This is a genomic window from Pseudomonas sp. S3_E10 (genome assembly GCF_054667615.1).
On the sequence record NZ_CP162743.1, the window covers coordinates 1632056 to 1657481 of the forward strand.

At 62.1% G+C, this 25426-nt stretch carries 25 protein-coding genes; 6 read left to right on the forward strand and 19 right to left on the reverse strand.

The window, feature by feature from the left end; genetic code table 11:
• Position 1: 1 nt before the first annotated feature.
• From AB4N98_RS07265 to AB4N98_RS07300, 8 genes are all read right to left on the reverse strand, one after another.
• Positions 2-1174 carry an ABC transporter substrate-binding protein gene (locus tag AB4N98_RS07265; protein ID WP_017526289.1) on the reverse strand — a complete coding sequence of 391 codons (1173 nt, stop codon included), beginning with the start codon at positions 1172-1174 and terminating at the stop codon, positions 2-4.
• A complete protein-coding gene (locus AB4N98_RS07270) occupies positions 1171-2145 on the reverse strand; it encodes a CobW family GTP-binding protein (protein WP_460149342.1) in 975 nt (324 codons plus the stop codon). Before AB4N98_RS07270 ends, AB4N98_RS07265 begins: the two co-directional genes overlap by 4 nt.
• On the reverse strand, positions 2142-2441 hold the full coding sequence (locus tag AB4N98_RS07275) for a hypothetical protein (RefSeq protein ID WP_017526287.1): 300 nt from the start codon (positions 2439-2441) through the stop codon (positions 2142-2144). The genes AB4N98_RS07270 and AB4N98_RS07275 overlap by 4 nt, the downstream gene beginning before the upstream one ends.
• Positions 2442-2454: 13 nt before the next feature.
• A complete protein-coding gene (locus AB4N98_RS07280; RefSeq protein WP_017526286.1) occupies positions 2455-3204 on the reverse strand; it encodes an SDR family NAD(P)-dependent oxidoreductase in 750 nt (249 codons plus the stop codon).
• A 71-nt stretch (positions 3205-3275) separates the two neighbouring features.
• Positions 3276-4037: an SDR family NAD(P)-dependent oxidoreductase gene (locus AB4N98_RS07285; RefSeq protein ID WP_137219956.1), complete on the reverse strand. Its 762-nt coding sequence runs from the start codon at positions 4035-4037 to the stop codon at positions 3276-3278.
• 10 nt (positions 4038-4047) lie between these two features.
• Positions 4048-5388, reverse strand: coding sequence for an MFS transporter (locus AB4N98_RS07290; protein WP_017526284.1), 1341 nt, complete (start codon positions 5386-5388; stop codon positions 4048-4050).
• Between the two features lie 31 nt (positions 5389-5419).
• The gene (locus tag AB4N98_RS07295) at positions 5420-6298 is read right to left on the reverse strand and encodes a polysaccharide deacetylase family protein (RefSeq protein WP_065877231.1); all 879 of its coding nucleotides are present in this window, start codon (positions 6296-6298) and stop codon (positions 5420-5422) included.
• Between the two features lie 11 nt (positions 6299-6309).
• On the reverse strand, positions 6310-7632 hold the full coding sequence (locus AB4N98_RS07300) for an amidase (protein WP_460149343.1): 1323 nt from the start codon (positions 7630-7632) through the stop codon (positions 6310-6312).
• 343 nt (positions 7633-7975) lie between these two features.
• Between AB4N98_RS07300 and AB4N98_RS07305 the strand changes: the two genes are divergently transcribed.
• From AB4N98_RS07305 to AB4N98_RS07320, 4 genes are all read left to right on the forward strand, one after another.
• Positions 7976-8965, forward strand: coding sequence for a GntR family transcriptional regulator (locus AB4N98_RS07305; RefSeq protein ID WP_017526281.1), 990 nt, complete (start codon positions 7976-7978; stop codon positions 8963-8965).
• A 130-nt stretch (positions 8966-9095) separates the two neighbouring features.
• Positions 9096-11516: an endopeptidase La gene (gene lon, locus AB4N98_RS07310; protein WP_017526280.1), complete on the forward strand. Its 2421-nt coding sequence runs from the start codon at positions 9096-9098 to the stop codon at positions 11514-11516.
• A gap of 190 nt (positions 11517-11706) precedes the next feature.
• Positions 11707-12096 carry a protease inhibitor I42 family protein gene (locus AB4N98_RS07315; RefSeq protein WP_017526279.1) on the forward strand — a complete coding sequence of 130 codons (390 nt, stop codon included), beginning with the start codon at positions 11707-11709 and terminating at the stop codon, positions 12094-12096.
• Between the two features lies 1 nt (position 12097).
• On the forward strand, positions 12098-12769 hold the full coding sequence (locus AB4N98_RS07320; RefSeq protein ID WP_460149344.1) for a lysoplasmalogenase: 672 nt from the start codon (positions 12098-12100) through the stop codon (positions 12767-12769).
• Here AB4N98_RS07320 and AB4N98_RS07325 read toward each other — a convergent pair.
• On the reverse strand, positions 12742-13110 hold the full coding sequence (locus AB4N98_RS07325) for a hypothetical protein (protein WP_032883346.1): 369 nt from the start codon (positions 13108-13110) through the stop codon (positions 12742-12744). The two genes, AB4N98_RS07320 and AB4N98_RS07325, sit on opposite strands and share 28 nt — an antisense overlap.
• A gap of 188 nt (positions 13111-13298) precedes the next feature.
• Here AB4N98_RS07325 and cmoA point away from each other — a divergent pair, with 188 nt between their 5' ends.
• Both cmoA and cmoB read left to right on the forward strand, forming a co-directional pair.
• Complete coding sequence (gene cmoA / locus AB4N98_RS07330; RefSeq protein WP_017526276.1) at positions 13299-14042, forward strand: carboxy-S-adenosyl-L-methionine synthase CmoA; 744 nt, start codon at positions 13299-13301, stop codon at positions 14040-14042.
• Entirely contained in the window at positions 14039-14995 is a 957-nt protein-coding gene (gene cmoB / locus AB4N98_RS07335) for a tRNA 5-methoxyuridine(34)/uridine 5-oxyacetic acid(34) synthase CmoB (RefSeq protein ID WP_068937547.1), read from the forward strand. The genes cmoA and cmoB overlap by 4 nt, the downstream gene beginning before the upstream one ends.
• Positions 14996-15038: 43 nt before the next feature.
• Here cmoB and tadA read toward each other — a convergent pair whose 3' ends face one another.
• The 10 genes from tadA to lptF form a co-directional block, all read right to left on the reverse strand.
• A complete protein-coding gene (gene tadA / locus AB4N98_RS07340; protein WP_065877234.1) occupies positions 15039-15548 on the reverse strand; it encodes a tRNA adenosine(34) deaminase TadA in 510 nt (169 codons plus the stop codon).
• Positions 15548-16924, reverse strand: a complete 1377-nt coding sequence (locus AB4N98_RS07345) for a multicopper oxidase family protein (RefSeq protein WP_135196394.1) — start codon at positions 16922-16924, stop codon at positions 15548-15550. Before AB4N98_RS07345 ends, tadA begins: the two co-directional genes overlap by 1 nt.
• A 103-nt stretch (positions 16925-17027) precedes the next feature.
• Positions 17028-17771 carry a pyridoxine 5'-phosphate synthase gene (gene pdxJ / locus AB4N98_RS07350; protein ID WP_065877236.1) on the reverse strand — a complete coding sequence of 248 codons (744 nt, stop codon included), beginning with the start codon at positions 17769-17771 and terminating at the stop codon, positions 17028-17030.
• A gap of 51 nt (positions 17772-17822) precedes the next feature.
• Positions 17823-18512 carry a DNA repair protein RecO gene (gene recO / locus AB4N98_RS07355; RefSeq protein ID WP_065877237.1) on the reverse strand — a complete coding sequence of 230 codons (690 nt, stop codon included), beginning with the start codon at positions 18510-18512 and terminating at the stop codon, positions 17823-17825.
• A 142-nt stretch (positions 18513-18654) separates the two neighbouring features.
• Positions 18655-19557, reverse strand: a complete 903-nt coding sequence (gene era / locus AB4N98_RS07360; protein ID WP_017526270.1) for a GTPase Era — start codon at positions 19555-19557, stop codon at positions 18655-18657.
• A complete protein-coding gene (rnc, locus tag AB4N98_RS07365; RefSeq protein WP_017526269.1) occupies positions 19550-20239 on the reverse strand; it encodes a ribonuclease III in 690 nt (229 codons plus the stop codon). Before rnc ends, era begins: the two co-directional genes overlap by 8 nt.
• Before the next feature lie 165 nt (positions 20240-20404).
• A complete protein-coding gene (lepB, locus tag AB4N98_RS07370; protein WP_017526268.1) occupies positions 20405-21259 on the reverse strand; it encodes a signal peptidase I in 855 nt (284 codons plus the stop codon).
• A gap of 5 nt (positions 21260-21264) precedes the next feature.
• The gene (lepA, locus tag AB4N98_RS07375) at positions 21265-23064 is read right to left on the reverse strand and encodes a translation elongation factor 4 (protein WP_017526267.1); all 1800 of its coding nucleotides are present in this window, start codon (positions 23062-23064) and stop codon (positions 21265-21267) included.
• 151 nt (positions 23065-23215) lie between these two features.
• On the reverse strand, positions 23216-24295 hold the full coding sequence (lptG, locus tag AB4N98_RS07380; RefSeq protein WP_017526266.1) for an LPS export ABC transporter permease LptG: 1080 nt from the start codon (positions 24293-24295) through the stop codon (positions 23216-23218).
• Entirely contained in the window at positions 24288-25406 is a 1119-nt protein-coding gene (gene lptF / locus AB4N98_RS07385) for an LPS export ABC transporter permease LptF (RefSeq protein ID WP_017526265.1), read from the reverse strand. Before lptF ends, lptG begins: the two co-directional genes overlap by 8 nt.
• Positions 25407-25426: the final 20 nt, after the last annotated feature.

The following is a 25426-nucleotide window of genomic DNA, read 5'->3' on the forward strand; positions in this document are numbered from 1 at the left end:
CTCAGCCACGGGCGCGCATAAAGTCCCCCCAGCGCCGCACCAGATAGTTGTGTTCATCCATCACCGAGTTCCACACGGCGATATGCCCCATGCGCTGTTCGTAAGACCCGCCATCGCGCACTTCGCCGATATCGATCAACGGCAAATCGTCGCTGCCCACCAGTTCTTCCCGCGCAGGCAGGCCGGCGTACCAGTAGTCCCATTCGGCGCTGCTCAGGTGGTCGCGGCTGCGCGCCGGGTTGCCGATGTAGTAACCCTGGCGCGCCATCACCGCGCCGGGCCAGCCGGACAGCCACCAATTGAGGTACGCATACGCCGCATCCAGCACCGGGCCTTGGGCATGACGCGACAGTGACAAGCCACCGAACCAGGCGCGATAGCCCTCGCGGGGCACCGCCAGGCGGTATTTCACGCCCGCGCGATGCAGGCGCATCAAGGTCGGCGACCACAGGCTCTGGATATCGATGCTGGGGCTGAGCATCAATTGCGCAGCCTCCTCATCGTCCGACCAGAACGCGGCGAAGTGGCCGCCCTTTTGTTTGCGCACCAGGATATCGGCGAGCACATCGATCTCTTCGATGCTCATATTGCCGATGTCCCTGAAGTGCGCCAACCCCGCGCCCTGCACCGCCAGCGCGGCATCCAGCGCACCGATGGCGGCATCGCTTTGCAATGCGGTGCGCGCGCGCCAGGCCGGGTCCAGCAGCCAGCCCCAGCTCTCGTTGCCGTGGCAAAAACCCTCGGGCAAGCGCTCTGGGCGGTAGGCGAAACTGTCGGCGTTGTGGGTCAGGGGCAACATGCTGATGCGTTCGGTAACCGTGCTGCCCAGGCTGCCGTCGTGCTGCACGAACAGGCGTTCGCTGGGCACGCTGCCGCTGCCCAAACGGTCATGGGGTGACAGGCGACCGCGCTTGGGCAGGTCGTTGATCTCATGCCACAAGGCGATACGCCGGGTGTCGATGGGCTGGATCGCCCGCGCCGGCCACACGAAGTCGACGTTGTGAAACCACTGGTCGTACAGGTCATAGCTGTCGGGCTGCATCACCGCGATGCGCTGGGCCTGTTCGACGTCATGCACCTGGTAGACCAGGCGAATGCCCAGTTCCTGTTCGGCGCGCACGCGCAAGGTTTCGAGCAGGGTCACCGAGGTACCCAGGACGCGCAGTGTGATCATGCCGCGAACCGCCGCGAGAACACATCAAAGGAACGGCGCAGCAATGCCGGGTCGAGGCCGCGCAGGATAAATACCAGGCGTGACTGGCGGTCGGTGCCGGGCCACGCGGGCAAGTGCACCGGCGCATGCAGGCAATGCTGCACGCCATGAATGACGATGGGGGCGTTACTGGCGTTCACGTTGAGCAGTCCTTTGACGCGAAGGATTCGTTCGCCGTGGCATCTTAGCAGCATCGACAGCCACACCCCGAAGCCGACCCAATCGAGCGGCTGGTCGAAAGTCAGGCTGCACACCTGCGCGGCGCCATGGCTGGCGCTGGTGGCCTGGTGCAGTTGCCAGCGGCTGACTTCCACGGCCGGTTCGGCGCTGCGCAATCCCTCGCCCAGCAGCAGTTGATCGCCGCTGTGGATGTTCGTGGTGATGAGGATCGGTGTACCGGCGTTGAGCGCCTGCAAGTGCGCACGCAACGGCGTGCAATCGCCGGCCAGGTCGGTCTTGCTCAGCAGCAAGCGGTCGGCGGCGGCGACCTGGGCCAGCCATTCCGGGTGCAGGCGCTCTTGCAGCGCGGCATGGCTGGCGTCGACCAGGGTGATGACAAGGCCGATATGGAAGCGCCCGCGCAGTTGCACGTCGTTGTTCAACGTCGCGAGGATCGGCGCCGGGTCGGCCAGGCCGGTGGTTTCGAGGATGACGCGTTTGAACGCGGGTATTTCGCCACGCTCGCGGCGTTGCAACAGGCCGAGCAAGGCGTCCTTGAGTTCGCCACGAATCGAGCAACAGACACAGCCACTGGGCAACAGCACGGTGTCCGGCGCGACTTCTTCCACCAGCAGATGGTCGATGCCGACATCGCCGAATTCGTTGATCAGCAACGCTGTGTCGCCCAGGCTTTCACCTTGCAGCAGGCGCTTGAGCAAGGTGGTCTTGCCGCTGCCGAGGAAACCGGTGATGACATTCAGGGCAATGCTCATGGGGCTGACTCCAAGTGATCCAACAGCCTTGGATCGAGAGGATCCAACGCCCGGCCAAGCATGCTTTCGGCCGCCAGCCAGAGTTGATCCAGGCCGCTGGCCAGTGCCTGTTTGCCGGTCGCACCGAGCAGCAGGTAGGACGCGCCCTGAAAGTCTTCGACCTTGAGCCGGAACACCGCCAGCACCTGGTTGATCGCCGCGATGCGACGCAGGCGCTCACGCCGCCTGGGCAATTCATCGCCCAGCGGGTCGCTCCAGTGCAGGTCTTCGCCGAGCAAACCGCACAGTCCGCACATGGCTAAACCCCGCTCATGGCATGACATCGCCGGAGTTGGGGCCCAGGGTCTGGCCGACGAACAGGTTGCCGCCCGGTTCGCTGGCGAGCAGCACGGCGGTGGGCGCCACTTCATCCGCCAGGCCGAAGCGGCCCAGGGGCAGTTCGGCGGCCTTGGCGCGTTTCCATTCGGCGCTGATCCCGCCCACCAACGGCGTTTCAATCGGGCCAGGGGCGATGGCGTTGACCAGCACATTGTCCTTGGCCACTTCCAGGGCCAGGGACTTGGTAAAGCCGATCACCCCCGCCTTGGCCGCCGCGTAGTGAGTCAGCTCGGCACCGCCCTTGATACCCAGTTGCGAGGCGACGTTGATGATCCGCCCCCAGCGCTGCGCGAGCATGTGCGGCAGGGCACGTTGGCTGGCGACGAACACGCTGGTCAGGTCGACGCGCAGCATGTCGTTCCACATGTCGATGGACAGGTCGACGCAACGTGCCTGCGTGAGCATGCCGGCGTTGTTGACCAGGATATCGATGCCGCCGAAGTGCTCGACGCAACGGTCGACACTGGCCTGGGCGCCTTCGACCGTGCCGACATCGGCCAGGCACTCGAACACCTCGGCGCCGAGGTTGCGACAGGTGATCGCGGTTTCGGCGAGGCTGGCGGCGTTGCGGTCGGCCAACACCAGGCGCGCGCCTTCAGCCGCATAGGCACGGGCAATGGCGGCGCCGATACCGCTGCCGGCACCAGTGATGACGGCGCGGCGGTTAGAAAGTTGGGGCATATACCTATCTCCTAAAGCAAACACAGGTCCAATGTGGGAGCCCCCTCCCACAATTGGATTGAGTACATCCGTCAGTCGGGCCAGCGTACGGTCAAGCCGCCGTCGATGACGATGCTTTGGCCTGTGAGGTAACTTGAGGCTTCACTGGTCAGGAACTGCACCAGCGACGCCACTTCATCCGCGCGCCCGACCCGGCCCAGCGGGATCGAGCGCGCCGCTTTGGCCAAGCCCTGCGGGCCCAACGAGTTCTTTGCATCCAGCGACTGCGGCGTCTCGATCAACCCAGGGATCACCGCATTGCAACGAATGCCCCTGGCCGCCAGTTCCACCGCCAGCGAACGGCATAACCCCGGCACACCGGCCTTGGCGGCGGCATAGTGTGAGTGCTCCTGCCAGCCATACACGCCACCGGCAATCGAGGAAATCGCCACCAGCGCGCCGCCGTCATGCATATGCCGGGTCGCGGCGCGGAAGGTACGCATCACCCCGGTCAGGTCGACGTTGAGCATCTCGTCCCACAGCGCATCCGTCATTTCCAGCAGTGGCGCACGGCGCAGCAAACCGGCGTTGGCCACCGCGTAATCCAGCCGGCCAAAGTGCTGCACGGCTTGCGCGGCCAGTGCGTCTACCGAGGCGGTATCGCCCACATCCAACGCCAGCATCAGGCACGCGCCACCGGCCTGTTCCACCAGGGCGACGGTACTTTGCGGGTCATGCGGGTCGGTCGGGTAATACCCGCCCACCACCGCCACGCCCACTCGCGCGTAGGCCACCGCGAGGGCTTGGCCGATGCCGCTGGCGGCACCGGTGATCAAGGCAACTTTACGGCTCATCTCACACTCCTTACTGAACGGTTTCCGGGCGCACATGGCGCGCGGCAAACATCAACATGCCGGACAAAAAGCACGGCACCGCGCCGAACCAGAGGGCGGCGGTCTGCCAGTCGCTACCGGCGGACAACACTTGGGTGGCACCGAAGCCTGCAACCACCGCACCGATCGGGCCCATGGCGTGGATGATCGCGCCACCGGTGGCACGAATGCTGGTGGGGAAACTTTCGCTGATGAAGAACAGCGCCGCCGAGTACGGCCCGATCAGGAAGAACAGGCCCAGGCTGTACAGCCCGACCACCATCGCCATGTTGCTCGGGCCGAACAGCATCCCGGCAAACGACAGGCCGCCGAGCATCCAGCCGAGGCCGATCACGTTGCGCCGGCCAATCTTGTCGCCCATCCAGCCGTGGCTGAGGTAACCGCAGTAACCCACCAGGTTCGACAGCACGAGGATGATCAGCGAGTTCTCGAACGAGATGTGGTGCACGCTGACGATCACCGAGGTACCCAACACACTGAACACCTGGATCGCCGCCCAGTTGAGCAACAGCGCGGCGCCGATCACCAACGTGGCGCGACGGGCCGGGCCACGGAACGCCGCTTTGAGGCCGGCCTTGCTGTGTTCGTCGTAGTCGACGCCGTAGGTGATGGCGACGTTTTGCGCTTCGCTCACCGCGCCGCTTTTACGCAGTTGGCTGATGCGTTCGTGGATCTGGAACTGCGGGCTTTCCTTGAGCTTGCGCGCCATGATCGCGATCACAATCGCCGGGATCGCCGCGAAGATGAAGCAGCCCTGCCAGCCGATGATCGGCAGCAACAGCGCGGTCAAGCCGGCGGCGATCAACGCCCCCACCGGCCAGCCGCCCTGCACCAGGCTGTAGATAAAGCCGCGACGCTGGGTCAGCCGCGGGTCTTCGGAGGCGCCATATAACTCGGTCAAATAGGTGGCGTTGACGGTTTCTTCGGCATAACCCAGGCCGCCCAGCGAACGGATCAGAATCAGCGGCGACTTGCCCCAGGCCCCGCCAATCGCGGTCAGCGCCGAGCACAATGCGGAACCGGCCACGGTGAAAATAATCCCTTTGCGTCGCCCCAGTTTGTCGACGATCGGCCCGATGGCCAAAGCGACGACGGCGGTCCCCACCGCCACCCAGGTCGCGATTTGTGCTTGCTCCACTTCGCCCCAACCGAAGTGCCGGCCGATCTCCGGCAGCAAGGTGCCGAACAGGATGAAGTCGTACACCGCAAACACCCAGGCGAAAAACGCGATCCAGGTGGCGAAACGCACTTCCTGGGACGTCAGTTGCCGGGGTTTCCAGCCAGTCAGATCAAGCTTGTTGTAGATGGACATAATCGCGCCTCGAGGGTGGGGGGGCAGAAGGTCAGGAACGGGGTTGGCGGCGGATAAAGTCGTCGGCGATTTCGTCGAAGGTGACGAAGCGCACGCCGGCATGGCTCTGGATGTGTTCGATCAGGCGCTCAAGCATCAACAGCACTTGCGGGCGGCCGGACACGTCGGGGTGGATGGTCATGGTGAACACCGCGTGTTCGTGTTCGCGGTAGACCCAGTCGAACTGGTCGCGCCACATTTCTTCGAGGTGACGCGGGTTGACGAAGCCGTGGCTGTTGGGGGCTTTCTTGATGAACATCATCGGCGGCAGGTCGTCGAGGTACCAGTTGGCCGGGATCTCCACCAGGTCGGTTTCTTCGCCGCGCACCAGGGGTTTCATCCAGGTGTCGGGGTGCTGGCTGTAGTCGATCTTGGTCCAGCTGTCGCCCTTGCGCACGTAGTAGGGATGGAAGTCGTTGTGCATCAGGCTGTGGTCGTACTTGATGCCTTTTTTCAGCAGCAGCTCGTTGGTGACCTTGCTGAATTCCCACCAGGGCGCGACGTAGCCGGTGGGGCGCTTGCCAGTGACCTGGGTGATCAGGTCGATGGACTTATCGAGCACGATTTCTTCCTGCTCGGCGGTCATCGCGATGGGGTTTTCGTGGCTGTAGCCATGCACGCCGATTTCGTGGCCGGCGTCGGCCACGGCTTTCATCTGCTCGGGGAAGGTTTCCATCGAGTGGCCAGGGATAAACCAGGTGGTGCGCAGGCCGTAGCGTTCGAACAATTTGAGCAGGCGCGGCGCGCCGACTTCACCGGCGAACAGGCCACGGGAGATGTCGTCCGGTGAGTCTTCGCCGCCATAGGAGCCGAGCCAGCCGGCGACGGCGTCAACGTCGACGCCAAATGCACAGAGGATGTCTTTAGCCATGGTGTGTCTCCTTAAACGTTAAGTACGGATTCGACGGACAGGGCCGCGCGCAACAGGCGCGCGTCTTCTCCCGTCGGGGCGCTGAGCAGCAGCCCGGTGGGCAAGCCCAGGGCATCGTGGCCACTGGGCAGGTTCACGCCGGGCATGTCGAGCAGACTGCCGGGCATGGTCAGGCGCAGGGTGGCGAGGTTGGTGCTGACGAACAGCGCGTCGTCGGCTTCCAGCGGTGCCAGGGCCGGCGCGACATGGGCGACGGTTGGCGTGATGAGGACGGCGCCATCCAGGTCATCGATCAGTTGCTGTTGCAGGCGTTGGCGGGCGTCGATCAAGTGCATGAGTTGGCTGGCGGGCAGCGACCGCGCCGCTTCGAGGCGACGGCGTACGCGGGGGTCGAGCTGCTCGGCATCGTGGCTGTCCAGCAAGGTTTCGTGCAGGGCGAAGGCCTCGAAGGCGCCGAGCCAGCCGTGGTGCTTGATCAGGGCCAGGGTGGCCTGGAACGTCGGGCATTCGCGTTCTTCGATCAGCGCGCCCTGGGCCTTGAGTTGTTCCACGGCGCGCAGCAGGTTATTGCGCACGGCCGGTTCGACATCCTGTTGCGCCAACACAAAGCGCTGGCCTTTGAGCGGGCGCGCGCGGTGGGTTTGGGTGCGGCCATGCAACAGATCATCGATGGCCAGTGCATCGCGCACACTGCGGGTCAGTGGGCCGAGGCTATCGAGGGTGCGCGCCAGCGGGAACACGCCGTCACGGCTGTAGCGTCGGCTGCTGCTGCGGTAACCGACCAGGCCATTGAGCGCCGCCGGAATACGGATGGAGCCGGCGGTATCGCTACCCATCGCGATCGGCACGATATTGGCCGCAACGGCCACCGCCGAACCGGATGACGAACCGCCGGGAATGCGCGGTTGGTCGACCCCACGCGGGTTGCGCGGCGTACCGAAATGCGGGTTGAGGCCGAGGCCCGAATAGGCCAGCTCGCTGAGGTTGGTCTTGCCGACGCTGACCATCCCGGCACGGCACAACAGGCCCACGCTGGGTGCATCGAGCAAGGCGGCGGGCGCGTTGCGACGGTAAGCGGCGCCGGCGGTGGTGACGCTGCCGGCTACATCGAACAGGTCTTTCCAGGCCAGGGGCACGCCATCGAACACACTCAACGGCTGGCCAGCACGCCAGCGTGCGGCGGCGGCTTCGGCTTCACGGCGCGCGCGCTCGAGGGTCAGGCTGATGAACACGCCGGCGTAGCGTCCCGCTTGGTCGATCGCGTGTTCGAGGGCTTGCACCGGGTCGCTGCGACCGCTGGCAAAATCCTCGGCCATTGACGTGGCGTCTGACATTGGGCTGCACCTCATAAAACGTACATATTAATAAAATGTACATTTTACAAAGGCAGATTCCGTGCCAGTCTTCAGGCAGGTGTTTTGGTCTTATCGGTTTTTTAGCCTGGACGTGCCGGCTAGATACGTAGGCTGACCGAAAAAAATACGGCCGGGGCGGACCGATAGGCCTTCAATGGAATAATGTATCTTTTATTAATAAGTACATTTTGGTGCAGAAAAGTAACATTCTCGGCTTCAAGGCCCCAAAAAAGTGCCATCACCGTGGCGCAGAGTGACAGGCGCATCTATGAGAGAATCCCCGGCCACCGCCCTACATGCCCCAGAATTCTCAGAGAACGCGATGAAAGCAGTGTCCGCCTCGGCCTCCCGTTACGCGATGATTCACCAAGTGCTGCGTGATGCGATCGTCAACGGCACGGCGCGCCATGGGCTGGTGTTGCTGGAAGCCCCGCTGGCCGAGCTGTTCGGCACCAGCCGCGTGCCGGTGCGCAAGGCGCTGGACCTGCTGCACGCCGAAGGCCTGATCTGCCGTTTCAACGGGCGCGGTTACCTGATCAACCCCGACGGCCTGGCCATGGAGCCGCTGCGCCTGCCGCTGAGCCATGGGCAGTTGGGCCTGAACGATGAGGGTGAACTGGTGGACACGCGGCCGCTGGGCGAGCGCATCGTTGAGGAGATTGGCGCGGCGCTGTCCACCTGCATCGCTTTCGGCCATTACCGCCTGGATGAGCAAGCCGCCGCCGCCCATTACGGCGTCAGCCGCGCAGTGGTGCGTGAAGCGCTGATGCGCCTGCGCGACCGTGGCCTGGTCGAAAAGGAGCCCTACTCCCAATGGCTGGCCGGCCCGCTGACTGCCAGGGAAGTCACCGAAGACTACGAACTGCGCGCCTGCCTGGAGCCCGAAGCCCTGCGCCAAAGCGCACCGGACCTGGACCGCGACCTGCTCCAAGCCATGTTGCAACGCGTGCTCGACGCCCAGGACAGCCCGCAATGCAGCCTGGAAGCCATCGAGCAGATCGAAGAGGACCTGCACCAGCGCTGCCTGGCCGGGCTGCAGAACCGCAAGATCGCCGCGCTGATTCGCCAGGGCCAGAGCCCGATGATCATCAGCCGGATTTTCTACCGTTTGCTGGGGATCGGCGCTGATCCGGCGATGTTGGCTGAACATCGCTTGATTCTGGAGTTGTTGCTGCATGGCGCGTTTGATGCGGCGGCGTTGAATTTGCGCGAGCATTTGCAACGGGCCAGCCAGCGGATGTTGCAGCGGTTGAAGGTGCTTTCCGTACTTCCTGAACAACCGCTGCCCGCCTACCTGCATAAAATCAGCTGAGCAAGCCCCCTCCCACATTGACCGAGTCACATGCGAAATTTCATGCAAATTGTTGCTATGTCACCGCCCCCATTGAAACCACCATTGCCCTGCCCCATCTAAGCACCATACTTCCTGATGCAGGTGCCCCATGAGCGACCAGCAAGAATTCCCCGATTACGACCTCAACGACTACGCCGACCCCGAAAACGCTGAATCCCCTTCGTCCAATACGGGCCTGGCCCTGCCTGGGCAAAACCTGCCGGACAAGGTCTACATCATCCCGATCCACAACCGGCCGTTCTTCCCGGCGCAAGTGTTGCCGGTGATCGTCAATGAAGACCCGTGGGCCGAGACCCTGGAGCTGGTGAGCAAATCCGACCACCATTCCCTCGCGCTGTTTTTCATGGACACGCCGCCGGAAGATCCGCGCCACTTCGACACCTCCAGCCTGCCGCTGTACGGCACGCTGGTGAAGGTGCACCACGCCAGCCGTGAGAACGGCAAGCTGCAATTCGTTGCGCAGGGCCTGACGCGGGTGCGCATCAAGACCTGGCTCAAGCACCACCGCCCACCGTACCTGGTGGAAGTCGAATACCCGCACCAGCCCTCCGAGCCGACCGATGAGGTCAAGGCCTACGGCATGGCGCTGATCAACGCGATCAAGGAGCTGCTGCCGCTCAACCCGCTGTACAGCGAAGAGCTGAAAAACTACCTCAATCGCTTCAGCCCCAACGACCCGTCGCCGCTGACCGACTTTGCCGCCGCGCTGACCTCGGCCACCGGTAACGAATTGCAGGAAGTGCTGGACTGCGTGCCCATGCTCAAACGCATGGAGAAAGTGCTGCCGATGCTGCGCAAAGAGGTAGAGGTCGCACGCCTGCAAAAAGAACTTTCCGCCGAGGTGAACCGCAAGATCGGTGAGCACCAGCGCGAGTTTTTCCTCAAGGAACAGCTCAAGGTCATCCAGCAAGAGCTGGGCTTGACCAAGGACGACCGCAGTGCGGATGTCGAACAGTTCGAGCAACGGCTGCAAGGCAAGGTGCTGCCGGCCCAGGCGCAAAAACGTATTGATGAAGAACTCAATAAACTGTCGATCCTGGAAACCGGCTCGCCGGAATACGCGGTCACCCGCAACTACCTCGACTGGGCCACCGCAGTGCCGTGGGGCGTCTATGGCGAGGACAAACTCGACCTCAAACATGCGCGCAAGGTGTTGGATAAACACCATGCCGGCCTGGACGACATCAAGAGCCGTATCCTCGAATTCCTCGCGGTGGGAGCCTATAAAGGCGAAGTCGCCGGTTCCATCGTGCTGCTCGTTGGCCCGCCGGGCGTGGGCAAGACCAGCGTGGGCAAGTCCATCGCCGAGTCCCTGGGCCGACCGTTCTACCGCTTCAGCGTCGGCGGCATGCGCGACGAGGCCGAGATCAAGGGCCATCGCCGCACCTACATCGGCGCCCTGCCGGGCAAGCTGGTGCAGGCGCTTAAAGATGTGGAAGTGATGAACCCGGTGATCATGCTCGACGAGATCGACAAGATGGGCCAGAGCTTCCAGGGCGACCCGGCCTCCGCGCTGCTGGAAACCCTGGACCCGGAGCAGAACGTCGAATTTCTAGACCACTACCTGGACCTGCGCCTGGACCTGTCCAAAGTGCTGTTCGTGTGCACCGCCAACACCCTGGATTCGATCCCCGGCCCGTTGCTCGACCGTATGGAAGTGATTCGCCTGTCGGGCTATATCACCGAAGAAAAAGTCGCCATCGCCAAACGCCACCTGTGGCCCAAGCAGCTGGAAAAAGCCGGCGTGGCGAAAAACAGCCTGACCATCAGCGACGGCGCCCTGCGCGCATTGATCGACGGCTACGCCCGCGAAGCCGGGGTGCGTCAGTTGGAAAAACAGTTGGGCAAACTGGTGCGCAAAGCGGTAGTCAAGCTGCTGGATGAGCCGGACGCGGTGATCAAGATCGGCAACAAGGATCTGGAAAGCTCCCTGGGAATGCCGGTGTTTCGCAACGAGCAGGTACTGTCGGGCACCGGCGTGATCACAGGTTTGGCCTGGACCAGCATGGGCGGCGCGACATTGCCGATCGAAGCCACTCGCATCCACACGCTCAACCGTGGCTTCAAGCTCACCGGGCAGTTGGGTGAAGTGATGAAAGAGTCCGCCGAAATCGCCTACAGCTACATCAGCTCAAACCTGAAGTCGTTTGGCGGTGATCCGAAGTTCTTCGACGAAGCGTTCGTGCACTTGCACGTGCCGGAAGGCGCCACACCGAAGGACGGCCCGAGCGCCGGCGTGACCATGGCCAGTGCGCTGTTGTCGTTGGCGCGCAACCAGCCGCCGAAAAAAGGCGTGGCCATGACCGGCGAACTGACATTGACCGGGCACGTGCTGCCGATTGGCGGTGTGCGTGAAAAGGTGATTGCGGCGCGGCGCCAGAAGATCCATGAGCTGATTTTGCCGGAGCCCAATCGCGGCAGCTTTGAAGAGTTGCCGGACTACCTGAAGGAAGGCATGACCGTGCACTTTGCCAAGCGCTTTGCGGATGTGGCGAAGGTGCTTTTCTGATAAATCTGCAGCGTCTGTGAAGGCCGCATCGGGAGCAAGCCCCCTCCCACTTTTGAATGTGTTCACACATCAAAATGTGGGAGGGGGCTTGCCCCCGATGAAGCCCACCCCGCCAACACCCCACCCGCCTGTCACACCTTGCCCCATCTTCGGTTATGCTCGCCCTTCGTCGTGTCTAAACGGAGCCCTCATGACCGCTGCCCGCCTGCTTCTCCCCTTGAGCCTTGCCCTGCTGGCCGCATGCGCCAGCGCGCCGAAGCAACACGTCACCGTGGAAAACCAGAGCGCCTGCCCGCTCCAGCTTAAAAACGGGCAAACCCTGATCCTGACGCTGCCAAGCAACCCCACCACCGGCTACCGCTGGGCCATCCAGGATTCCGCCGGCGGCGTGCTGCGCGCGCTGAGCCCCGAGGTCTACAGCAGCACGGAATCGGGGGTGATCGGTGGCGGTGGCCAGTCGACTTGGCGCTTCCAGGCCTTCGCCGCCGGCCAGGGCCGTTTGCGCCTGACCTCTCAACAACCCTGGGAACCGGAGGCCGAACCGGTCGAGACCTTCGACTGCGCCATTACGGTGAACTGATATGCCCTGGCTGATTCTGGCGTTGATGGGCGCCGCCACGTTTGTCTACGGCCTGACCACCCATGCCACGCTGCTCTGCCTGCTGGTCAAACCCTTGCCGGTGCTGGCGCTGCTGGGCTGGTTGCATGATGCACCGCCCACCGACTATCGACGCTGGATCAGCCTTGGGCTGATTTTTTCCCTGGTGGGCGATGTGTTGCTCGCCTGGCCGGGCGACCTGTTTATCTTCGGCCTTGGCGCGTTTCTGTGTGCGCACCTGGCGTACCTCAAAGCCTATTTCAGCGATTGCCGACGTTTGGCCCTGCTGCCGTTGGTACTGGCGCTGAGCGTGGGCGCGATCCTGTTGAGCATCCTGATCGCCCATGGCCTGGGCGACTTGCTGATTCCCGTGGTGGTTTACGCCCTGGTGATCAGCGCCATGCTCTGGCGCGCCCTCGCCCGCCTCGGCAGCCAGGTGCCGCAACGCTCGGCACTGCTGGCGGCAGCGGGCGCGGTGTCGTTTGTGCTTTCCGACACACTGATTGGCATCAATCGCTTTGTGGTGGCGTTCGATGCGGCGCCGTATTTGCTGATCGCCACGTACTGGCTGGGCCAGTGGGGTATCACTGCATCTGCGTTCAGCCAGCGACACGCCAAGGACGAAGCCTACAATCGCTCCAAGGTGGATTTGTAGCTGACCACGGTATAGGCCAACTGGGCTTCGATGGCCTTCTTCAACAGCGCTTTTTCGGCGTCTTTTTCGGCGTTTTTTGCCGGGTCCGTGTTGTCTCGCACGCCCAGATCAAGGCGTCTGGCTTCCAGCGTCAACAGCTTTATCGCATCCGCCAGGATGTCGGCTGCGTTGGAAATAATGCGCAAGTTATCGTTTAAGGCCAGACGCTTGTTCTTAGCAACGTCATCATCGGAACGTTTTCTGAACTCAATGAACTCCACTGGCGAAACACGCTCGTCTTTGAGGATGGCTTTGATTTGCGCATCCAACTCGGAATCGGTAGAAGCAATTGTAAGACTCATGTCCATACCCTCTGGCGATTTAACGGTGCGATTCACCGACTCGTTAAGCTAGGTCGCCTAATGTCAGGGCGTCTACTGTCAGAGTTGACAGGTAGCTCACACGACTGACTAACGGTCCGATCAACCATGCACGCACCGGCCAACTTGGCTAAAATGCCGGCCTTTCCCCCTTCGTCGCCGGAACAACCGTGAGCAAAGAACCCGATCGCCTATTCGCCCAGCCCCTGCCCCAGGTGCCGGACTTCGCCTTTAACGAGGACGTGGTGCGGGTGTTCCCGGACATGATCAAACGCTCGGTGCCGGGTTACCCGACGATCGTCGAAAACCTTGGCGTACTCGCCGCGCAGTTTGCCCAGCCCCACAGTGTGCTCTACGACCTCGGTTCCTCCCTTGGCGCGGTGACCCAGGCGTTGCGCCGGCATGTACGTACCGACGGCTGCCGGGTGATCGCTGTGGATAACTCGGCAGCGATGGTCGAGCGTTGCCGTCAATACCTTAACGGCCAGGACTCGATGTTCCAGGAGCTGCTGCCGGTGGAGGTGGTCGAGGGCGATATCCTCGCGCTGCAGTTCCAGCCGGCCTCGGTGGTGGCGCTGAATTTCACCCTGCAATTCATCGCCCCGGCCGAGCGCCTGGCGCTGCTTGGGCGTATCCGCCAGGCGCTGCTGCCGGGCGGTGCGTTGATCCTCTCGGAAAAGCTGCGCTTCAACGATGTTGAAGAACATGCGCTGCTCACCGACCTGCATATCGCGTTCAAACGCGCCAACGGCTACAGCGAATTGGAAATCGCCCAGAAGCGCAGCGCCATCGAAAACGTCATGAAGCCCGACAGCCTCGAAGAACATCGCGAACGCCTGCTGGCGGCCGGGTTTTCGAAAGTCGTGCCGTGGTTCCAGTGTCTTAACTTTGCCTCGTTGATTGCCTTGCCATGATTGATTTGTCCCCCCTCGCCCGCCATCTGGTCGGCACTCCCCTGGCCGTTTGGGCCCAGGGCCTGCAAGCGCAACTCGACAGCAAGATGGAGAAAGGTCATGGCGACCTGGAGCGCTGGCAAAGTGCGCTGGATGCACTGCCCAAGGTTCAGCCCAGCGACGTCGACTTGCTCAATGGCCTGACCCTGGACACCGACTGCGACGACGCCACCCGCACGCAAATGCACAGCGCGTTGATGGGGTTGAGCCCATGGCGCAAAGGCCCGTTCCACCTGTTCGGGGTGCATGTGGACACCGAATGGCGCTCGGACTGGAAGTGGTCCCGCGTGGCGCCGCACCTGAACCTCAAGGGCAAGCGCATCCTCGATGTGGGCTGCGGCAACGGTTACTACATGTGGCGCATGCTCGGCGCCGGCGCCGACAGCGTGATTGGCGTGGACCCCAACTGGCTGTTCTTCTGCCAGTTCCAGGCCGTGCAGCGTTACCTGTCAGAGCCCAAGGCCTGGCACCTGCCGTTCCCGTTCGAAGACTTGCCGGCAAACCTGGAGGGCTTCGATACGGTGTTTTCCATGGGTGTGTTTTATCACCGCCGCTCGCCGATCGAGCATCTGCTGGCGCTCAAGGACACCCTGGTCAAGGGCGGCGAGTTGGTGTTGGAAACCCTGGTGGTTGAAGGTGATCAGCAACAGGTGCTGGTGCCGGAAGACCGCTATGCGCAGATGCGTAATGTGTGGTTCCTGCCATCGGTGCCGGCGCTGATGCTCTGGCTGCGCCGCGCCGGTTTCAGCGATGTGCGCTGCGTGGATGTGAGCGTGACCACGGTGGAGGAACAGCGGGGCACGGAGTGGATGAAGTATCAGTCGCTGAGTGATTTCCTCGACCCGGACGATCACAGCAAAACGATTGAAGGGCTGCCGGCGCCGATGCGGGCGGTGATTATCGCCAGGAAATAAACCGGTATAGATCCAATAGAGATCCCAATGTGGGAGGGGGCCCTCAGTGTTCTTTAGACAGTGGTGTTTTTGCTCTTCGGGCTTTGAAGAATTCGCTCAGGACCGTCCCGCACTCCTCGGCCAATACGCCGCCTTCATACAGAACCTTATGGTTGAGAAACCCCTGGGTAAAAAATTGCCCCTGGCTCTGCACGATACCCGCCTTGGGCTCCAGCGCACCGAACACCACCCGCGCCACGCGCGAATGTACGATCAAACCCGCGCACATGCTGCACGGTTCCAGCGTCACATACAGCGTGCTGCCCACCAGGCGATAGTTGCTGATGGCTTGCGCGGCGGCGCGGATGGCGACCATTTCGGCATGGGCGCTGGGGTCGTTGCCGCTGATCGGGCAGTTGAAGCCGCGGCCGATGATTTCACCGTCCTGCACCAGCACCGCGCCCACCGGCACTTCGCCCAGCGCGGCGCCTTGGGCGGCGAGGGCCAGCGCTTGGCGCATGAAGTGCTGGTCGCGGCTGCGGTCGATGATCGCGGCGGGGCGGATCTGGCGCATCACGCCACCTCGATGGCGGCCATCAGGCCGGTTTCCATATGGTCGATCACGTGGCAGTGGAACATCCACACACCCGGGTTATCCGCCACCAACGCCACCCGAGCGCGCTCGTTCTTGCCCAGCAGGTAGGTGTCGGTGAAATACGGGATCACCTTGTGGCGGTTCGAGGCGATCACCTTGAAGCTCATGCCGTGCAGGTGGATCGGGTGCTGGTACTGGGTCATGTTCTTCAATTCAAAAATGTAGCTCTTGCCCTTTTCCAGTTTGGCAATCGGGCGATCGGCACAGGTCTTGTCGGTGATGTCCCAGGCCTGGCCGTTGATCTGCCACAAACTGGGCGGCTTGCCGTTGTCCACCGACACCGAGCCGACCCATTCGAAATTGAAGTTGAGTTTCTCGGCATTGGCCAGGTCCGGTTCGGCCACGGGGTTGGCCGGCAATGCAGGCGGCCACTGGGTGGGCGCGTCGGTGTTGGCCACCGAGCGGAAGGTTCCCAGGCGCACCGGGCCGTTACGGATCGACAACTCTTCACCCGCCGGCGGCGCCTTGATCGCCAGGCAGATACGCATGCCGGGGCCCAGCCAGTATTCTTTGCCGAGGGGGCGCGGTTCGATGGGGTTGCCATCCAATGCGTAGATCTGCGCTTCAACGTCCGGAATGTTGAGGCGATAGGTCAGGGTGTTGTCGAGGTTGAGCAGGCGTACGCGCGTGATCTGCCCGGCCGGCAAATCGATCACCGCCTGGGACACACCATTGATGGTCGACAGCCGGCCGGCCGTGCCGCCGCGCGCCGCCTCACGGGGAATGCTGAAGGCCACGAAGGCGCCTTCCTCGTCCACGTGCCAGCTTTTCAGGCTGAGGGTGCGTTCGTACTTGAAGCCGGTGGGTTCGCGCTCTTCCACGATCAGCGGGCCGACCAGGCCACGGCCGAGTTCTTCGCTGCTGTTCACATGGGGGTGATACCAATAGCTGCCGGCGTCGGGCACCCGGAATTTGTAGTCGAAGTACTCACCGGGCAGCACCGGCAGTTGCGAGACGTAGGGCACGCCGTCCATTTCCAGCGGCAGACGGATACCGTGCCAGTGGATGGTGGTGGCGACCGGCAGGTGGTTGATGAAACGCACCCGCAGCCATTCGCCCTGGCGCACACGCAACTCGGTGCCCGGTGCCGACGGGCCGAAGGCCCAGGCGGGGGTCTTGTGGCCCGGCACCAGTTCCACGTCCAACGGTGCGGCAATCAGCTCGTAGTCGTGCCCCGCCTCGGCGTCGGCGACTTTTCCCAGCCAGTAGCGGTAGGCGCCGCCAGCGCCGGCACCGACTACGGCCAGGCCCGCAAGGCCACCCAGGATTTGTCGACGGGAAAAGGATCGGGACACAACAACCTCACGTATCAGCCGCAGGCCAGTGGCCTGCAAAGGGCAGATACGATACACCTGCATCGGCTAAACAGTAAGGCTTCGCATTGCCGCAGTGGCCCGATCAGCCCTTGGCGGCCGCCAGAATCAGGGCTTTCATCTCGGCAACCGCGCCTTTGAAGCCGACGAACAGTGCATGGGCCACCAGCGCATGGCCGATGTTCAGTTCGTTGATGCCCTTGATCGCGGCCACCGCTTCCACGTTGTGGTAATGCAGGCCATGGCCGGCGTTGACGATCAGGCCTTCGCCAAGCCCGCAGTTCACACCGTCGATGATGCGTTGCAGCTCATCGGCCACTTCAGTGGGCGTGGTGGCATCCGCGTAACGGCCGGTGTGCAGTTCGATGGCCGGCGCGCCGACCCGGCGCGAGGCTTCGATCTGGCGCTCGTCGGCGTCGATGAACAGCGACACTTCACTGCCGAGCTTCGACAGCCGCTCCACGGCAGCCTTGATCCGCGCTTCCTGGCCGGCCACATCCAGACCGCCTTCGGTGGTGAGTTCCTGGCGGGTTTCCGGGACCAGGCAGATATGCGCCGGACGAATGCGCTCGGCGAAGGCCATCATTTCTTCGGTGACACCCATTTCGAAGTTCATGCGGGTTTGCAGCACGTCCTTGAGCAGCAGCACGTCGCGCTCCTGAATGTGGCGGCGGTCTTCGCGCAGGTGCACCGTGATGCCGTCGGCGCCTGCTTCTTCGGCATCCAGCGCGGCCTTGACCGGGTCAGGGTAACGAGTGCCCCGAGCCTGGCGCAGGGTAGCGACGTGGTCGATGTTGACGCCGAGAAGAATGCGATTGCTGGTGGTCACGGAAGCGCTCCTGAAAGGGGAAAGAAACGCTGCACAGCATACACGGGGTTGTCAGGGCTTTCGAAACAACTCGCGGCTGACCAGCGGCCGTCCGCCCAAATGCACAGCCAGGGCCTGGCGCATCAAGCGCTTGGCGGCCGACAACGCGCCAGGGGCCGACCAGTCCGCTTCGCTCATGGCGAGCAATTCGGTGCCCTGGAACAGGCCCGGCTGAAGCAGGTACACGCGCTCCAGGCCCGCGTCCACTTGCAGACGGTACATGCCGTCGGCGGCGATGGGGTCGCCATGCAGGTCGTTGTTCAGTTCGAAGCCGTAGCCCAGGTCATCCAGCAGGCGCCATTCGAATGCGCGCAGCAGTGGTTCCAACGGGCGACCTTCGGCCAGGGCCAACAGGGTGGCGGCGTAATGATCGAAGACCGCCGGATGCGGGTCTTCGGCGGGCAGCAGGCGGATCAGCAGTTCATTGAGGTAGAGACCGCTGAACAGCGCATCGCCATTGAGCCAGGCGGAGGTGCCGACGCTTTCCAGCCGGCCGACGTTTTTCAGCTCGCCCTTGCCACGAAACTCCACGTCCAACGCCACGAAGGGCCGTGCCTGCGTGCCCGCCTTGCCCCGCGCGCTGCGCAACACTGCGCGCAGGCGGCCCTGGGGCGTGAGGAAGTCCACCAGGGCGCTCGTCTCGCGGTAGGCGCGGCTGTGCAGGACGTAGGCGAGTTGGCTGGGGGGTGGGGATTGGGACATGGGTTCTCTATCTTGAAAACAATACAAACCTAATGTGGGAGGGGGCTTGCCCCCGATGGCGGTGGTTCAGTCACTTATCTATTAACTGACCCACCGCTATCGGGGGCAAGCCCCCTCCCACATTTTTTGCCCTGCGGTGTCCTTACAGGTCGCCATAGCCCAGGGAGCGCAGCGCACGCTCGTCATCGGACCAGCCACCTTTCACCTTCACCCACAGGTTGAGCATGATCTTGGAATCGAACAGCAATTCCATGTCCTTGCGCGCCTCGGTGCCGATGCGCTTGATGCGCTCACCCTTGTCGCCAATGATGATTTTCTTCTGGCCGTCGCGTTCGACGAGGATCAGCGCATGGATATGCAGGGTCTTGCCCTGTTGCTTGAACTCTTCGATTTCGACGGTGATCTGGTACGGCAGCTCGGCGCCCATCTGGCGCATGATTTTCTCGCGCACCAGTTCGGCGGCAAGGAAGCGGCTGCTGCGGTCGGTGATCTGGTCTTCCGGGAAGAAGTGCTCGTTCTCCGGCAGGTGCTGGGCGATCACGCGCTCCAGGGCATCCAGGTTGTGGCCATGCTGCGCCGAGATCGGGATGATCTGCGCGTTCGGCAGCTGTTCCTGCAGCCAGCTCAGGTGTGGCATCAGCTCGGCTTTGTCTTCGATGCGGTCGGTCTTGTTCAGCGCGACGATCAACGGGCCGGTCACGTACTGCACACGCTCCAGGACCATCTGGTCTTCGTCGGTCCACTTGGTGCGGTCGACCACGAAGATCACCACGTCGACGTCTTTCAACGCGGCCGACGCGGTTTTGTTCATGTAGCGGTTGAGGGCTTTTTCGCCGCCCTTGTGCATGCCCGGGGTGTCGACATACACGGCCTGCACGCTGCCTTCGGTCTTGATGCCCAGCATGTTGTGGCGGGTGGTCTGCGGCTTGCGCGAGGTGATCGCGAGCTTTTGGCCGAGGATGTGGTTCAGCAGCGTGGACTTGCCCACGTTCGGGCGGCCAACAATGGCAACGTAGCCACAGCGTGTTGCGGTTGAATCAGTCATGGCCATTCTCCACGCCCAGGGCAATCAGTGCTGCAGCGGCCGCTACCTGTTCGGCAATACGACGGCTCACACCCTGACCTCGGCTTTTTTCATTCAGTAAGGTGATTTCACATTCCACGAAGAACACGCGGCAATGCGGCTCACCTTGGATATCCACCACTTCGTAGCGTGGCAGTTCGCACCCGCGCGACTGCAAAAATTCCTGCAGGCGGGTCTTGGGGTCTTTGTTGGTGTCGACCAGGGTGAGGCTTTCGATCTCGGAGGTCAGCCACGCGGTGACGCGCTCCTTGGCCGCTTCCATGCCTGCATCCAGGTAGATCGCACCGATCAGCGCCTCGAGGGCATCGGCCAGGATCGATTCGCGGCGGAAACCACCGCTCTTCAATTCACCGGACCCCAGGCGCAGGTATTCGCCCAGGCCGAAACCACGGGCCAGCACGGCCAGGGTCTCGCCTTTGACCAGGCGGGCACGAAGGCGCGACAACTGGCCTTCACGGGCTTGCGGGAAGCGCTCGAACAGCGCTTCACCGGCGACAAAATTGAGGATGGCATCACCGAGGAATTCCAGGCGCTCGTTGTTGCGCCCTGCAAAGCTGCGGTGTGTGAGGGCAAGGATCATCAATTCCTGATCCTTGAAGGTGTAACCGAGCTGGCGCTCGAGACGACTGAGAGAAACGGTCACTGTTTAGCCATACCTGGTTGATGCATATCGAGTTCGTGGCACCGGCGGCCATCGACGATTGACGCAGTATTCAAATTCAAATCCTGATTGGTGTCGCACGGGGCAGGCCAGATTTGTCCCAACCCCAGAAAAGCACTCGGCGCTGTGTTCACAGCGCCGCTTGTATTACTTGATCAGCCCGACCCGCGAGAAGTTAGGCAGGTGACTCAGCTTGGGTTCCGGCCAGCTCATCCAGACCGCGAAGGCCTTGCCGACGATATTCTGGTCGGGAACCATGCCCAGCAGCTCTTTGGGAATAGTGGGGTCATCCCAGTAGCGGCTGTCATTGGAGTTGTCACGGTTGTCGCCCATCATGAAATAGTGCCCGGCCGGCACTTTCCATTGGCCATCAGGCATGGCGCGGTAGCGGGTCATTTCCTTGCGGATTTCATGCTCTACCGCACCGAGTTTCTCCTGATACAGCTCGGCGCTGCCCAGGCTGTTCGGTTCGGAACCGAGCAGTTTTTCGGCCACCGACTCACCGTTGATAAACAGGCGCTTGTCGCTGGTGTAGCGAATCACGTCGCCCGGCAGGCCCACGACACGCTTGATGTAGTTGACGTTGGGATCGCTCGGGTAGCGGAACACCATCACATCACCGCGCTGCGGGTCGCCGACTTCGATGACCTTCTTGTCGATCACCGGCAGGCGAATCCCGTAGGAAAACTTGTTCACCAGGATGAAGTCGCCCACGTCCAGGGTAGGCTTCATCGACCCCGAAGGGATCTGAAACGGCTCCACCAGGAACGAACGCAGCACCAGCACGATGAACAACACCGGGAAGAACGACTTGCCGTATTCAACCAGCAAAGGCTCTTTGTTCAGCTTCTCGACCACCACCGCATCGGGCTGGCTGACGCTGCCCTGATAGGACGCGATAGCCGAGCGCCGACGCGGGGCGAAGAACACCAGATCGAGCAACGCCAGGAGGCCGCAAACGGCAACGGCGATGACCAGCAACAGCGGGAAATTTAGTGACATAGGACCTAACTATCCAACCTGAGCACCGCAAGGAAGGCTTCTTGTGGAATTTCCACGTTGCCCACTTGCTTCATGCGTTTTTTACCGGCCTTTTGCTTCTCAAGCAGCTTGCGCTTACGGCTTACGTCACCGCCGTAGCATTTGGCCAGTACGTTCTTTCTGAGAGCCTTGACGGAGGTCCGCGCGATGATCTGCCCGCCAATGGCGGCCTGGATCGCAACGTCGAACATCTGGCGCGGAATCAGTTCTTTCATCTTTTCGGTCAACTGGCGCCCTTTGTAGTGCGCGTTGTCCTTGTGCACGATCAGTGCCAGTGCATCGACCTTGTCGCCGTTGATCAATACGTCCAGCTTTACCAGATTGGCCGATTGGTACCGGTCGAAATGGTAATCCAGCGAAGCATAGCCGCGACTGGTGGATTTGAGACGGTCGAAGAAGTCCAGGACCACTTCGTTCATCGGCAAATCGTAGGTCACTTGCACCTGGGTACCGAGGAACAGCATGTCGTGCTGCACGCCACGCTTTTCGATACACAGGGTAATGACGTTGCCCAGGTGTTCCTGCGGCACAAGAATATTGGCCCGCACGATCGGCTCGCGCATGTCTTCAATGGAGGACAGGTCTGGAAGCTTGGACGGGTTGTCGACGTAAATCGTTTCACCGTTTTTCAGCAACAACTCGAAAATAACGGTTGGCGCGGTGGTGATCAGGTCCAGGTCGTATTCGCGCTCGAGGCGCTCCTGGATGATCTCCATGTGCAGCATGCCGAGGAACCCGCAACGGAAGCCAAAGCCCAGGGCATCGGAGCTTTCCGGGGTGTACTGCAACGACGAATCGTTGAGGGTGAGCTTTTGCAGGGCTTCGCGGAAGTCTTCGAAATCGTCCGAGCTGACCGGGAACAGGCCGGCATAGACTTGCGGCTGGATACGCTTGAAGCCTGGCAGCACGTCGACGTCCGGGGTGGAGCTCAAGGTCAGGGTGTCACCCACCGGGGCACCGTGGATGTCCTTGATGCCGGCGATGATGAAGCCGACTTCACCGGCTTTCAGGTCAACGGTGGCGGTGTGTTTCGGGTTGAATACACCGACGCTGTCCACCAGGTGGATCTTGCCGGTGGACTTGACCAGGATCTTGTCGCCCTTCTTCACACGGCCATGGCGCACGCGTACCAGGGAAACGACGCCCAGGTAGTTGTCGAACCAGGAGTCGATGATCAACGCCTGCAGCGGATCTTCGATATTGCCGGTGGGTGCGGGGATGGTCTTGACCAGGCGCTCGAGCACTTCGTCGACGCCCAGGCCGGTCTTGGCGCTGCACTCGACGGCGTCGGTGGCATCAATCCCGATGATTTTTTCGATTTCTTCTTTTACCCGGTCCGGATCGGCCTGTGGCAGGTCGATCTTGTTCAGTACCGGCATGACTTCCAGGCCTTGCTCGATCGCGGTATAGCAGTTGGCCACGGACTGGGCTTCAACGCCCTGCCCCGCGTCCACCACCAGCAGCGCACCTTCGCAGGCCGCCAGGGAGCGGCTGACTTCATAGGTGAAGTCGACGTGGCCAGGGGTGTCAATGAAGTTCAGCTGATACTTGATGCCGTCTCGGGCGGTGTAGTACAGGGTAACGCTGTGGGCCTTGATGGTGATCCCGCGCTCGCGTTCGAGGTCCATGGAATCCAGCACCTGGGCTTCCATTTCACGCTCGGCAAGGCCGCCGCACATCTGGATGAATCGATCGGCCAGCGTCGACTTACCATGGTCAATGTGGGCGATGATGGAGAAATTGCGGATATGACTCAAATCACTCACGGATCAACACTCAAAAAGGCTGCAGGCAGATTGCCCGCTGAAAAATAGCCGGGAATTGTACCTGATGCTCAGGCCAGACGTCATCTTTGCTGACCAGAACAAAAATGCCCCGATCTCTCGACCGGGGCATTTTTTGTTCATAAGCGCGCTATCAACCGGCCCGGCGCAACAGCCAGAACCCGGCAAGGGCGCAGATGGCGGTGGGCACCAGCACCGCAAACAGCGGCGAGAAACCGAACACCAGGCTCGATGGGCCAAGCAGGTCCTGGGCGATGCGGAAGGTGAAACCCACCAACACGCCGGTAAATACGCGCTGGCCGAGGGTCACGGAACGCAACGGACCGAAGATGAACGAGATGGCCATCAGCACCAGCGCGGCGGTGACCACCGGCTGCAACACCTTGACCCAGAACGCCAGCCAGTAGCGGCCGTTATTGAGCCCCTGATCCTTCAAGTAGTGGATATAGCCCCACAACCCGGAGATCGGCAGGCTTTCGGGGATCATCACCACGGTATTGAGCAATTCGGGCTTGAGCGCGATGTCCCATTCTTCGCTGGGCGAATTGATCACTTCGGTGCTGGCCTTGGTGCCTTGGCCGACATTGCGGAAGTAGGTGGTGGTGATGTCGCTCAGCTGCCATTTTTCGTCGCCGTACTGCGCACGTTTGGCGAAGCTGGACGACAGCATGTGGCGCTCTTTGTCGAAGGTATAGCGCGTGACGCCGATCAACAGGCCGCCCGGTTGCACGGCGTTGATATGGATGAACTCGTCACCCTGGCGGTGCCACAGGCCATGCTTGGCACTTTGCGCATCGCCTGAACCCTGGGCCAGGGCACGGTTGGCCTGGGCGGTGCTTTCAGCCGGCGGCGCGACATATTCACCGATCAGCACGCTGCACAGCATCAGCAGCAGCATGGGCTTCATCACCGCCCAGACGATACGGCCGACGGACACCCCGGCGGCACGCATGATGGTCAGTTCGCTGTTGCTGGCCAGGCTGCCCAGGCCGATCAGACAGCCGATCAACGCCGCCATCGGCATCATGTCGTACAGGCGACGCGGCGCGGTGAGCGCCACGTAGCTCATCACATCCCACACGGTGTAGGTGTCGCTGACGTTGCCCACCTCATCAATGAAGGCGAACAGCGAGGCCAGGCCCAGGATGATGCCCAGAACCGCCAGGATGGCGATCAGGACGCTGCTACCAATGTAGCGGTCGAGCTTAACCACGAGCCAACTCCTTCTGGCCGCGACGGCTCATCATTTTCAAACGGATAGGTTCCCAGTAGAGCAGCCCCAGGCCGATCACCAGGAAGATCCCGTGCACCCACCACAAGCCCAGGGTTGGCGACAGCTTGCCTTTTTCCAGGGAGCCACGGGCGGAGATCAGGATGGTGAGGTAAGCCATATACAGCAGGATCGCCGGCAACAGTTTGAGGAAGCGACCCTGGCGCGGGTTGACGCGCGACAGCGGTACGGCCATCAGGGTCACGATAAACACCAGCAGCGGCAGGGAAATACGCCATTGCAGCTCGGCGATGGAGCGCAGTTCCTTGCTGCCCAACAGGTCTTGCGTGGGGATCGCATCGCGGTCGGTGACTTCACTGCTGACATCCGGGCGGGCGAGCAATACGCCATAGGTGTCGTACTTGATGGCGCGGTAATCGGCCTGGCCGGGGCTGCCGTCATAGCGGTAACCGTTTTCCAGGATCAGGTAGCGACTGCCGTCCGGGCGCACTTCCTGGCGGCCCGAGTCGGCCACCAGCACCGAAATGCCGCGGTCCTTCTTGTCCTGGCCCAGGCGTTTCTCAGAGATGAACACCCCGCCCAGGTTGGCGCGGTCTTCGGTGAGGGTTTCGGTGTAGGTCACCCGAGTGCCGTCATTGAGTGCCTGGAAGCGGCCCGGCTCGAGGGTGTCGAACTCAGTCATCGCATCCTGCTTGTTCAATACCAACTGAAATTGCATCGCGCCCTGGGGGGCCAGGCTCAGGCTCAGCCAGGCCACGATCAACGCGACGCCGGCGGCCGGGATCATGGTCATGCCCAGCAGGCGCTGTTGGCTCATGCCGGTGGCCGAGAGCACGGTCATTTCGCTTTCGAGGTACAGGCGGCCATACGCCAGCAGGATCCCGAGGAACAGGCCCAGCGGCAAAATCAGCTGCAGGAACCCCGGCAGGCGAAAGCCCATGATCAGGAACAGCGAGCCCGGGTCCAGGGCGCCGGAAGCGGCCTGGGCCAGGTATTTGACGAAACGCCCACTCATGATGATGACCAGCAATACCGCGCTCACGGCACTCAGGGTCAATAGGACTTCGCGGGACAGATAACGGAAGACGATCAAACCAGACACTCCAGGGTTGT